The following is a 12,192-nucleotide window of genomic DNA, read 5'->3' as shown; positions in this document are numbered from 1 at the left end:
CCCTTCGCGACGTCCGCGCTGCGCGACGCGGCCAACCGCGACGACGTCGTCGGCGAGGTCCGCGCCGCCACCGGCGTCCGCCTCGGCTCCCTCACCGGGGAGCAGGAGGCGCGGCTGACGTTCCTCGCGGCCCGCCGCTGGCGCGGCTGGTCGGCGGGCCCGATGCTGCTCGCCGACATCGGCGGCGGCTCCATGGAACTCGCCGTCGGCGCCGGTGAGCACCCGGACATCGCGCTGTCGCTGCCCCTCGGGGCGGGCCGGCTCACGCGGCACCACCTGCCGCCCGGCCCGCCGGTGCCGAAGAGCACCCGCAGGGCGCTGCGCGCGCACGTCAGGTCCGTCCTGCAGGAGGCGACGCTCGGGATCGCGCAGCTGCCGCCGCCGGCGACCGCCGTGGCCACGTCCAAGACGTTCGCCCAGCTCGCCCGGCTGTGCGGGGCCCCGAAGGCGAAGGCGGGCAGCTACCGGGAGCGGCACCTCGACCGGGCGGAGCTGCACCGCTGGATCCCGCGGCTGGCGAAGCTGTCCGACGCGGAGCGGACCGCGCTGCCGGGCATCAAGGCGTCGCGGGCCCGCCAGATCCTCGCCGGGGCGATCGTGGCAGAGGGCGTGATGGACGTCCTGCACCTCGACCGGCTCGCCATCTGCCCGTGGGCGCTGCGCGAGGGACTCTTCCTGCACCGGCTGGACGCGCTCATCGCGGGCCGCGAGCCGGAGGACCTCCCGGAGCACAGCCCGGTCGTCCTCCGGGACGTGCACCTGCGCGCCGTCCCCTGACCGCGGCGGCGGGCCCCGGCGCCGGGACGTCAGCGGCTGTAGGTGCCGACGAGGGTGGCGGTCACGAGGACCTTGTCCTGCAGGGCCGCGCGCATGTCGTCCATCGAGAAGCCCGAGGTCAGGCCGGAGGGCCACTCCAGCGCGTACAGGGTGAACACGTAGCGGTGCGGCGGGTGCCCGGCGGGCGGCTGGGGGCCGCCGTAGCCGAGGTCGCCGAAGCCGTTGCGGCCCCGGGCGATCTGCGGACGCTCCTCCCCGGCCGCCAGCCGCTCGCGGTCCGGCGAGATCCCGGCCAGCATCCAGTGGACGAACGTGCCGCCGGGTGCGTCGGGGTCCTCGCAGGAGAGGGCGAGCTCGCGGCACGCGGCGGGCACGCCGGACCACCTCAGCTCCGGCGAGATGTCCCCCGACGCGTGCGAATGCGTCACCGGGACGGGGCCGTCGTGGGCGAACGCGGGGCTGCTCAACGTCATCTGCTCCATGCCGCCGTACTGCCCGGAACACCGCCCGCGATGCCCGCCCGCGGCGTTTGAAGCGGGGCCTCCTTGGTATGTGGGCGCCGACGGGCTCGCAGAGGAGGGCAGGCTGGATGACGGCCGTGCAGGGGAGGGACGACACCAGCGTCGCCGACGCGCTCGCGCTCCACCGCCGGGGGACGCGGATCGGCAACGTCCTGGCGACGACGGACCACAAGGTCGTCGGCCACCTGTACCTCGCCACCTCGTTCACGCTCTTCCTCGTCGCCGGGCTGATGGCCATGGTCATCCGGGCCGAGCTGCTGGAACCGGGGCTGCAGGTCGTGGACAACCAGCAGTACAACCAGATGTTCACCATCCACGGCACGATCATGCTGCTGCTGTTCGCACCTCTACAAAACGACTCGTGATGACGTGGCTCAAATATTGGATGCCGACGTGGTCTTTTATTCCGGTTTGATGCTCGAAGGCAAAATGTCAGACACGCTTGCGAAGGTCGGAAAGTCCAAACCCGTTTTCGCCGTGACAGGGGACTTGGCCCCGGATCGATTGTTGTCCGATTCCAAGCGAACCGGCCACCCCGATCCCCACGTCTGGTTCGATGTGGAATTGTGGTCGCTCACCGCCAACAAAGTCGCAGAAGTTTTAGGCGAACAACTGCCCGAGCACCTGGATACGTTTGCGATGAATTCGGCCAACTACCAGTCGGATCTGCGAGACCTGGCTGCGGACGCGAAAGCCGCTCTGGCAACGATCCCAGAAGACCAACGAATCCTGATCACCTCGCACGATGCATTCGGCTACCTTGGCCGGGCTTACGGGATCGAGGTCATGGGTGTGCAGGGACTTTCAACCGACTCAGAAGCCGGTTTGCAACGCATCAACGAACTGGTCGACTTGATCGTTGAAAAGAAGGTTCCTGCCGTGTTCGTCGAAACCAGCGTGAATGGGAAAAGCATCCAAGCCCTGATCGATGGCGCGCGTTCTCGCGGTCATTCGGTCACAATCGGAGGAGAATTGTATTCCGATGCCGCTGGAGAAGCGGGAACCTACGAGGGCACCTACCCTGGCATGATCGATCACAATGTGACACTGATCACCCGAGCCTTGGGTGGCAACGCCCCGAGAAATGGATTGCGAGGTAAACTGAGCATGGACGCGGAAACGACCGTCGAGACTTCCAACGTTCCGAACTAGGCATCGTCCCCGTCCAGCCCTTTGTTGTGCACCATGAGTTCATCCGCCATCCCCGCTGAACCTTCCCTTCCGAACGGCCCCGCCGCCTTAGGTTCCGGTGACACGTCCTCCGAAATCGCGTTGAAGGTGGATGACCTGACAGTCGCCTACCACCGCAAGCCCGTTATCTGGGATGTGGAACTGGAAATCCCCGCGGGCAACTTGGTCGGCATCGTCGGTCCCAACGGGGCCGGCAAAAGCACGCTTCTCAAAGCCGCCATGGATTTGATTCCCCGAGCGTCCGGGCGAGTTGAGTTTTTTGGGCAACCGTATTCCAAATCTCGCGGCCGAGTGGGTTATGTCCCGCAACGCGAAAGCGTCGACTGGGACTTTCCTGTCGATGCCCTTGATGTCGTGACAATGGGACTGTATCGACAATTGGGCTGGTGCATACCGGTTCGCAAGAAGCACCGCGACATGGCCCGAGAGGCGCTCGCTCGCGTCGGGATTGCTGATCTCGCCCATCGCCAAATCAGTCAGCTATCCGGTGGTCAACAACAACGTACGTTCTTGGCTCGTGCGCTCGTTCAAAACGCCGACCTGTACTTGATGGACGAACCGCTGGCGGCCGTCGACGCAGCCACGGAAGCCGCGATCATCGACTTGCTGCGGCAAATGCGAGCCGACGGAAAAACGGCGGTCGTGATTCACCACGATTTGCAATCGGTGCCGGACTACTTTGACTACGTCGTGCTGCTGAACATGCGAGTCGTCGCGTCTGGCAAAACCAAGGACGTTTTCACCAGCGAAAACCTGCAGAAAACCTATGGTGGTCGATTAACGCTGCTGGACGAAGCCACCGAAGCGATGCGTCGCCGGGAACGGTCGATCTGATGCCCGAGCACCTTTGGCGTGTGATCAGCCTTCAGGATCACAACACGCGAGTCGTGATTTTCGGCGCCGCGATGCTGGGACTTGCCGCGGGGCTGGTGGGCTGCTTCACGCTGCTCCGCCGCCGTGCTTTGGTCGGCGACGCGCTCGCCCACGCTGCACTGCCCGGAATCGCGATCGCTTTCCTGTGGGTCACGGCGATGGGTGGCAACGGTCGTTCGCTGCCGGTTTTGTTGGCGGGTGCCACGGTGTCGGGCATGTTTGGAATCGCGTCGATTCTGATCATTCGGCGTGGCACTCGCATCAAAGAAGACGCGGCGCTGGGGATCGTGCTGAGCGTTTTCTTTGGATTGGGTTTGGAACTGCTGGGGATCGCCCAGCAAATGAAGAATGGCAACAAAGCTGGACTGGAATCGTTTATCTACGGCAAGACCGCATCGATGGTCGAAAGCGACGCTTGGCTGATCGCCGTCGCATCGCTGATTTGCATCGTGATCTGCGTGGGCTTGTTCAAAGAGTTCAAACTGCTGTGTTTCGATGAGGCCTTCGCTGGTTCTCGCGGCTACCCAGTCGTCCTACTGGATGCAGCTCTGATGAGCGTGGTGGTCGTGATCACAATCATCGGTCTGCAAGCGGTTGGGTTGGTCTTGGTGATCGCCCTCTTGGTGATCCCTGCCGCATCCGCTCGTTTTTGGACAGACCGGTTGGTCTGGATGATGGTCCTTTCATCTGCAATCGGCATGGCGGGGTGTTTGGTGGGAGCGGCTGCCAGTGCGATGCTGCCGCGACTGCCCAGTGGCGCGATGATTGTGCTGACAACGGGCGTTGGCTTTCTGATCAGCTTGCTGATCGGGGCTCGCCGAGGATTGTTAATTCGAATGTGGCGTCGTCGGTCGCTCAACGCCAGCATCGATCGACAACATTTGCTACGTGAACTCTACGAGTTGTTTGAAACCGACCCCAATCGACTGGCCGTTTCCTGGGATGAACTTGTGAAAGCCCGCAGTTGGTCCAACAAACGATTGCGCAAAATACTGGAGCAAGCCTCCAAAGATGGCTGGATCAGCGAGAACATCACGAAGATGGAATTTGCACTCACCAAGCAAGGTGAATCGGAGGCTCGCCGGCTGACGCGACGCCACCGATTGTGGGAACTGTATTTGATTCATCACGCGGACATCGCGCCGCAACGAGTCGACCGCGACGCCGACGCAATTGAACACGTGCTGGAACCAGAAACGGTTGCCGAACTCGAATCGTTGCTCAACGCCGAACTGGGTGAGCGCCGGATGCCCAATGACCCTCACGCCTCCTCCACGGAAGGTGCTGAAACATGATTGGTTTCGCTGACACCTCGCCATTTTGGACGTTGGAATGGAATTGGGCTTTGGACGGATGGATCGTCGCGGCCGGGATGCTATGCGCGGTGGCGTCGTCGTTGCTCGGCTGTTTCCTTGTGCTTCGCCGAATGAGTCTTCTCGGAGATGCAATCAGCCACGCGGTGCTGCCTGGTTTGGCCGCTGCATTTTTGATTTCAGGCAGCCGCAGCAGCGGATGGATGTTCCTCGGCGCGGTGATCGTGGGTGTTCTCACAGCCCTGCTATCCGACTGGATTCACGTTCGTGGCGAAGTCGACGAGGGTGCCTCGATGGGCGTTGTGTTCACGACCCTCTTCGCGGCTGGTTTGATCATGATCGTGCTGGCAGCCGATCGAGTCGACCTGGATCCAGGATGCGTGTTGTACGGAGCCATTGAATCGACGCCGCTTGATACCTGGACGGTTCCAATCCCTTTCCTTGGCGGCACGAACGTCCCGCGAGTCGTGGTGGTGCTGTCGATCGTCACGCTGATCAACGCTGCCTTCGTGGGACTATTCTTCAAGGAACTGAAGATGGCGACCTTTGATGCCGAGCTGGCCACCTCCAGTGGCTTCTCAGCCAAAGCGATTCATTACGTTCTGATGACGTTGGTGGCCGTGACGGCTGTTGCCAGCTTTGAAAGCGTGGGCAATATCCTGGTGGTGGCAATGTTGGTTGTCCCCGCCGCAACCGCGTATTTGCTGACCGACCGATTGGGAGTCATGATTCTGTTGGCGTGCGTGATCGGTGCCGCCTCCGCTTGGGCGGGTCACGTCGCCGCGGTGGAAATCCCGACCTGGTTCGGTTTCCGCAGCACCACCACCGCGGGCATGATGGCGGTCGCCACCGGATTTGCGTTCACTTTGGCCGTGGTGGCGTCGCCTCGCCGCGGATTGATTCCTCAGTGGATTCGCAAACAATGGTTGCGTTGGACCATTCTCACCGACGACGTCTTGGCGTTGCTTTACCGAATGGAAGAGAAAACCTTGGACGAACGTCCGATCGCAGACGCGATGGCGATGCAAGCCGACCTGGATGCGTGGATGGCAGACGTCTTGCTGACCAATCGTTTCGCAATCAAAACCGCGGTCAAGTATCACGCTTGGCGTGGCCGCATCGAAACCACTCAAGCAGATCCGACGCCGACATCTGCTAACACTCCCAACTCAGCCACTGCGAACCAAGTCTCTTCGAAACCAGCCACGACGAACTCCGCCGATCGTTCGAAAGTGTTCGTCCCCAAACTCACAAGTCTTGGCCGTTCGGAAGCGGAATCGCTGGTTCGCTCGCACCGGTTGTGGGAACAATACTTGGTCACCCAAGTCGACTCAGAAGGCAGCCGGATTCACCAGCAAGCTCACCAACTCGAACACTTCACTGATCGCCAACTTCAAGACCAACTCGATCATCAAACTGATTCGCCAGAGAAGGACCCGCACGGCAGTCCCATCCCCTCGGCAAGCGACAAGAACTCATGAACGCCAACACGGAAAGCCTTTCGTCGCCTGCCAAGGGACCACTGTCCGGCCAGCCCAACCGGCCGTTTTTCACAACGAGTGCTCTCTCGAAATGGGCCTTGGCCGCAGCGTTGTGCAGCCTCACCATCATCGCTTACTTGCCCGCGATTCAAGGTGGATTCATTTGGGACGACGACGACTACGTCACCGAAAACCCAACCCTGCATACGTTCGAAGGTCTCGTCGCCATTTGGACAGATTCTTCTGCGACACCACAGTATTACCCCATCGTTCACAGTTCGTTTTGGATTGAGAATCACCTGTGGGGGTTGAACCCCATGGGATATCACTTGGTCAACGTGCTGGCCCATTGCATCAATGCGCTGCTGCTCTGGCGAGTGCTCTCGCGGGTCTCGGTGCCGGGGGCCTATGTCGCTGCGTTGCTGTTCGCGGTTCACCCGATGCATGTCGAGTCGGTGGCCTGGATCACCGAACGCAAGAATGTTCTGTCGGGAATGTTCACCCTGCTGACCATCCTCTGCTGGCTCCGATTCTGGGACTTCACTCAACCAGAAACGGCAGACGAATCGACGCTCAAGCACAGACGCTGGTACGCTCTCGCGCTGCTTTGTTTCATCGCGGCACTGCTAAGCAAAACCGTGGCGTCCACCTTGCCGGCCGCGTTGTTGGTGATGATCTGGTGGAAACGTGGCAGGGTGCGTATCAAAGACTTCATGGTCCTGCTTCCGTTCTTCGTGATCGGGATTGGAATGGGACTGCTCACCGTGTGGCTGGAGAAAGTCCAGGTCGATGCCAGCGGCATCGACTGGGAACTGTCCCTGTGGCAACGCGTGCTGATTGCTGGACGAGCCCTTTGGTTTTACGCCGGCAAATTGGTCTGGCCGGCGGAGCTGATCTTCACCTACCCGCGTTGGGAAATCGATGTCACGTCCTGGTGGCAAAACGCATTTCCAATCGCTGCGGTGGCCGTGATGATCACGCTATTCGTGACGCGTGGTCGTTTGGGTCGCGGCCCGATTGCCGCGGTTTGCTTGTACGCCGGAACGCTGTTCCCGGCCTTGGGTTTCTTTGACGTTTATCCGATGCGGTTCTCGTTCGTCGCGGATCACTTCGCTTACATGGGCAGCGTTCCACTGATTGCTTTGGTGGTTGGCGTGGTCGCGACTTGGCTGCGTCCAAAGAATCCCGACGAAGAAGAATATGGCTTGGGTCGCCACCTCCCAAAACTGATGGCCGCCGGTGCCGCGTTGTTGCTCGCCACGGTTTCATTCAGCCAAGCGACGATCTACAGCGGACTGGAAGTGCTCTGGCGGGACACGCTGGACAAGAACCCCAATTCGTTCATGGCTCACAATAATTTAGGTGCGTTGCTCAACCGAAGAGGCGACTACCTCGAAGCCGAAACGCATCTGCGACGTTCGCTGGAGATCAAACCCACGTTCGTCGATTCGGTCATCAACTTGGCACAAGCACGCCAAAACCTCGGTGATCTGGAAGAGGCCCTTTCGCTCTACACCCGAGCCACCGAACTCGCCCCGGGACTGGCGGAAGCCCACAACGGACTGGGCGCCACCCAAGGCATGATGGGCAACTTCGAAGCCTCGGAGAAATCCCTGAACCGCGCGATCGAAGTCGACCCAAACTATGCCAACTCCTACGGAAACCTGGCCACACTTCGGTCCGCTCAAGGACGTCACGAAGAGGCCGTGGAACTGTTCCAAACCGCCGTGCAACTGGATCCCGAGCGAATGGAACACCGAACCAATTTGGCTCGCGCACTGATGGCATCCCAACGGTGGGATGACGCTTCAGCGGCCTGGCAGGGCATCTTGGAAGAGACTCCCAAGGACGTCAGCGCGATTTTGAATCTCGGCGTGATCGCAGCCAACCAGAAACGTACCGAGGATGCGATCGGCTACTTTGAACGCGTGTTGGCGATCGCGCCCAATCACGTCAGTGCCACCTACAACCTCGGTGCCATGCACGATGCACTTGGCGAAACCGAAAAGGCGGAACAATATTTCCGTCGTGCCGAGCGGCTGCAGCCTTCACAGCCATAGCTGCGCCTCGATTGAAGCGGCGGGAACGCGATTGCTTCGGGTGTGTCTCAGGTAACCGTGGGAATCGCCTCTCGGCTGATCGCTCAATCTGCGAAATGCATTCAATCAACACCCTGACAAGGGTTGGCCCCAGGAAATGAAAGTGCATTCGGAATCCGACGTTTGATTCGAATACAATCCGAAGTGGTTTTACCGCACCTCTTCGTCGACATCGGGCCCCCCATGCATTCAAATTCATCCCCCACTGCTTCCTCCATTCCGCCTCGGACGCGTCGGCATGACGCCCACCGAACGCTCCTCGCTTTTTTCGCGATCGCACTGGTTTGCACGGCCCTTCCGTCACCCTCGCTGGTCGCACAGCCAACGCCCGCCGCAGCGTCTTCCGACGCACGCCCGAACGTGATCATCGTCTACACCGATGATCAAGGCTTTGGCGATGTCAGCAGTTTCAACCCCGACGCGAAATTCGCGACGCCCAACATGGATCGTCTCGCGAAAGAGGGGATCGCCTTCACCAACGCTCACTCCAGCGACAGCGTCTGCACACCATCCCGCTACGGATTGCTAACCGGTCGCTACAGTTGGCGAACGACACTTAAAAAAGGTGTCATGAACGCCGAGGGAAAATGCTTGATCGCCGACGACCGAATGACCCTGGCATCCTTTCTTCGTGACCAAGGCTACCAAACGGGAATGGTTGGCAAATGGCACTTGGGCATGCAATTCCCAGGCACGCCGAAGAACCGAGATTGGTCCAAGCCTGTTCTCGACATGCCGCTCGACAAAGGTTTTGATCACTTCTTTGGCATCCCCGCCTCGCTGAACTACGGCGTCTTGGCTTGGTTTGATGGACGTCATGCGGCGGTCCCACCCACGTCATGGACCGGCAAGAAACCCAACAAACGGCATGTCGACTATCGTATTCAACCGCCTTACCTGCAAACGGAAGGCGAAGCACGCCAACGATTCAAAAACACAACCATCGAGGTTGCCGATGACTTCATCGACAATCAATGCCTGACGCGGTTCACCGACAAAGCCATCGAGTGGATCACGAACGTCACATCGAAGTCAACAAACGAAGCATCTGCCAGCGACGCACCGTTCTTTTTGTATCTGCCGCTGACATCCCCTCACTATCCCGTTTGCCCACTGCCTCAGTTCTGGGGCCAAGGTGACTGCGGTGGCTATGGCGAGTTCGTCATCGAAACGGACCACCATCTCGGGCGCCTGCTCGCTCATTTGGATGCCACTGGATTGAGCGACAACACACTCGTGATTCTGACCAGTGACAACGGCCCTGAAAAATCTTGGAAGCAACGCATCAAAGACTTTGGCCATCACAGCAACGGGCCTTACCGAGGCGGCAAACGCGATATTTACGAAGGCGGCCACCGTGTTCCGATGCTCGCCCGATGGCCCAACGGCATCGAGCAACCTGGACGCACCAGCGATGCGTTGGTCGGACAAGTTGACTTGTTGGCAACCGTTGCCGATTTGCTCGGGCAATCCGTGCCGGACCACGCCGCCGAAGACAGCCATAGCTTTGCATCGATTTTGCGTGATCCGGCCTATGAACATCACCGTGTCCCCTTGATCAATCACGGTGTGCGAGGCGAATTCGCCATCACGGCCGGCCACTGGAAATGGATCGCTCCGAATCGATTCAAAGACCGAGGTGAACTCTACGATCTCGCCAGCGATCCATCGGAAACGAAAGACGTCTCGTCGGATCACCCGCAGATCGTTCGTCGATTGCAAGCCGCTTTGACCAAGATCGTTCTCAACGGCCGAAGCACGCCCGGCGATCCTCAATCCAATGACACCGGCTACTGGGACGATCTCCGTTGGATCGATCCTTCCGAGTACGCCGACTCCACCCCCTGATTCTCCTCCCCACACAACCTCCATCCCCCGAGAGAACCTCCATGCGTCTTCTGTTCCCTGTTCCGAACTGGCATGCTTTCGCCGCGTTGCTTTGCGTCTTGTGCGCCTCGCACGCCGCAGTCGCTGACGATCGCCCCAACTTTTTGGTGATCGTGGTCGATGACCAATCACCACTCGACCTGAAGCTCTACAACCCTGACTCACAACTGGAAACGCCCAACATCGATCGCCTAGCCGCCTCCGGCATGGTGTTCGACGGGGCTCATCACATGGGTGCTTGGTCCGGCGCCGTCTGCACACCTTCGCGACACATGATCATGACCGGACGCACGGTTTGGCACATCCCACAGCGACGTCCCAACGCGAAAAAGCAACGCAAGAACCCGAGTGTTCGCTACCCCGACGAGAGCTTGGCGCCCAAGGATTTGCCTGAATACACCATGGCGGCGATCTTCAACCGAGCGGGTTACGACACAATGCGAACCTGCAAAAAGGGCAACAGTTATCCGGCCGCGAACGAGCAATTCGCCGTGGTGCGAGACGCGTCCAAACGCGGCGGGACCGAAGAAACCGGCAGTGCGTGGCATGGCAAACAAGTGCTGGAATACCTCGATCAACGCGAGACCACGTCGGATGAAGATCCATTCCTGATCTATTTTGGTTTCTCACACCCTCACGACACGCGAGACGGAACGCCTGAATTACTCGCCAAGTACGGGGCCACCAATCACACCGATCGCGAATCGTTGCCGCCCGCGAATCCCAAGCAACCGGCGTTGCCCCCCAACCACTTGGAAGCTCACCCGTTTCATCACGGACACCCCAATCTTCGCGACGAAGTCAACGTCAGTGGTGTATGGAAACGCCGCGATGAACGCACGATTCGCAACGAACTCGGGCGTGAGTTTGCCTGCAGCGAAAACATCGACATTCAAATCGGCAAGGTGCTCCGACGCCTCGAACAAATGGACGAACTGGACAACACCTACGTTGTCTACACATCCGACCACGGCATCGCGATCGGTCGGCATGGATTGCAAGGCAAACAGAACCTGTACGAGCACACTTGGCGAGTGCCATTCATCATTCAAGGACCTGGCATCCCCAAAGGGAAACGTGCGATCGGAAATCTGTATTTGCTGGACCTGCTGCCGACGCTTGTTGACCTTGCCAAAATCGATCCTCCAGAAACCTTGGAAGGCCAATCGCTGCGGCCCGTCATCCAAGGCGAAAAAGAAGTTCTTCGCGATGTCCTCTACGGCGTCTACTGCGGTGGCACCAAACCAGGAATGCGGAGCGTGAAGAAGGGTGATTGGAAACTGATCAAGTACGACGCGTTGGACGGCAAAGTCCGCGAAACTCAGTTGTTCAACTTGGCTGCCAATCCGCTGGAATACTTGCCTGAACACCAACGCGAATCGGAACTTGAAACGGACCTCGCAGAGAATCCCGCCTACGCTGCGAAACGCCAGGAACTGGAAGCGTTGCTGCTTTCCGAAATGCAACGACTGGATGATCCCTATCGCCTATGGGACCAACCTCAACTGGAAGAAACCAATCCTTGATCTGACCGGTTCCAATCAACGTCCGGCTCACTGACGAAAAATTGCGAGTCCGCCGCCGACGATCCAGGCATCGGATTCGCGCCCATCCGTCGTGACCCAGTAGCGTCCAAACCCGGTCAATCGTGCGTGCGGCGTCCACCAGAAGTGGGCGCCCACTTCAGGGTAGATTGACGCCATGGTCAAATCATATTCGGTGTCTTCCTCACCGAATTCGTCCGTGGATCCGTCTTCGTCGTTGTCGATTCCATCGTCCTCTGCCTCGACGGTTTCCCAGTTCATCCCGGCGTAGCCACCGATCCCCACAAAAGGCGCCAATCGGGTCGGGGTTTGCAATCGCAATCCGGTGTCGAGCCCAATCGATGCTTGGTCCCATCCCGCTGCACCTGACAGCGAAAACCGCTGAGTCAGGTACGAAGTCAGGTATTCTTCATGGCCGAAGTCTGCCACAAAACCAGCGCCTGTGCTGGATCGGTACGTCGCCCCAGCAGAAACGTAAGTCCCCTCGGCTCCATTGAGAAACCTGG

11 protein-coding genes are annotated in these 12,192 nt (G+C 59.6%); 9 read left to right on the top strand and 2 right to left on the bottom strand.

Annotation, left to right across the window (positions count from 1 at the left end):
* A partial coding sequence (locus ACF8AM_RS11200; RefSeq protein WP_392555720.1) for a Ppx/GppA phosphatase family protein occupies positions 1 to 777 on the top strand: 777 nt, incomplete at its 5' end.
* Positions 778 to 806: 29 nt separating this feature from the next.
* Here the strand turns inward: ACF8AM_RS11200 and ACF8AM_RS11195 are convergent.
* Positions 807 to 1,250 carry a YbhB/YbcL family Raf kinase inhibitor-like protein gene (locus tag ACF8AM_RS11195; RefSeq protein ID WP_392555719.1) on the bottom strand — a complete coding sequence of 148 codons (444 nt, stop codon included), beginning with the start codon at positions 1,248 to 1,250 and terminating at the stop codon, positions 807 to 809.
* A 116-nt stretch (positions 1,251 to 1,366) separates the two neighbouring features.
* Between ACF8AM_RS11195 and ACF8AM_RS11190 the strand changes: the two genes are divergently transcribed.
* The 8 genes from ACF8AM_RS11190 to ACF8AM_RS11155 all read left to right on the top strand — a co-directional run bounded on the left by ACF8AM_RS11190 (position 1,367) and on the right by ACF8AM_RS11155 (position 11,668).
* Positions 1,367 to 1,663: a cbb3-type cytochrome c oxidase subunit I gene (locus tag ACF8AM_RS11190; protein WP_392555718.1), complete on the top strand. Its 297-nt coding sequence runs from the start codon at positions 1,367 to 1,369 to the stop codon at positions 1,661 to 1,663.
* A 4-nt stretch (positions 1,664 to 1,667) separates the two neighbouring features.
* On the top strand, positions 1,668 to 2,450 hold the full coding sequence (locus ACF8AM_RS11185; RefSeq protein ID WP_392555717.1) for a metal ABC transporter solute-binding protein, Zn/Mn family: 783 nt from the start codon (positions 1,668 to 1,670) through the stop codon (positions 2,448 to 2,450).
* A gap of 33 nt (positions 2,451 to 2,483) precedes the next feature.
* Positions 2,484 to 3,323, top strand: a complete 840-nt coding sequence (locus ACF8AM_RS11180) for a metal ABC transporter ATP-binding protein (protein WP_392555716.1) — start codon at positions 2,484 to 2,486, stop codon at positions 3,321 to 3,323.
* On the top strand, positions 3,323 to 4,657 hold the full coding sequence (locus ACF8AM_RS11175; protein ID WP_392555715.1) for a metal ABC transporter permease: 1,335 nt from the start codon (positions 3,323 to 3,325) through the stop codon (positions 4,655 to 4,657). Before ACF8AM_RS11180 ends, ACF8AM_RS11175 begins: the two co-directional genes overlap by 1 nt.
* Entirely contained in the window at positions 4,654 to 6,156 is a 1,503-nt protein-coding gene (locus tag ACF8AM_RS11170) for a metal ABC transporter permease (RefSeq protein ID WP_392555714.1), read from the top strand. The genes ACF8AM_RS11175 and ACF8AM_RS11170 overlap by 4 nt, the downstream gene beginning before the upstream one ends.
* Entirely contained in the window at positions 6,153 to 8,216 is a 2,064-nt protein-coding gene (locus ACF8AM_RS11165) for a tetratricopeptide repeat protein (RefSeq protein ID WP_392555713.1), read from the top strand. The genes ACF8AM_RS11170 and ACF8AM_RS11165 overlap by 4 nt, the downstream gene beginning before the upstream one ends.
* Before the next feature lie 222 nt (positions 8,217 to 8,438).
* Positions 8,439 to 10,103, top strand: coding sequence for an arylsulfatase (locus tag ACF8AM_RS11160; protein ID WP_392555712.1), 1,665 nt, complete (start codon positions 8,439 to 8,441; stop codon positions 10,101 to 10,103).
* Between the two features lie 41 nt (positions 10,104 to 10,144).
* Positions 10,145 to 11,668, top strand: coding sequence for a sulfatase-like hydrolase/transferase (locus tag ACF8AM_RS11155; RefSeq protein WP_392555711.1), 1,524 nt, complete (start codon positions 10,145 to 10,147; stop codon positions 11,666 to 11,668).
* Positions 11,669 to 11,695: 27 nt separating this feature from the next.
* On the opposite strand, the gene ACF8AM_RS11150 is transcribed toward ACF8AM_RS11155, so the two are convergent.
* Positions 11,696 to 12,192 (bottom strand): hypothetical protein (locus ACF8AM_RS11150; protein ID WP_392555710.1); only part of this gene is annotated, 497 nt, incomplete at its 5' end.

The organism is Rhodopirellula sp. JB055 (assembly GCF_043100905.1).
Classification (GTDB): Bacteria; Planctomycetota; Planctomycetia; order Pirellulales; family Pirellulaceae; genus Rhodopirellula.
This window is presented reverse-complemented; position numbering and strand designations above follow the sequence as displayed.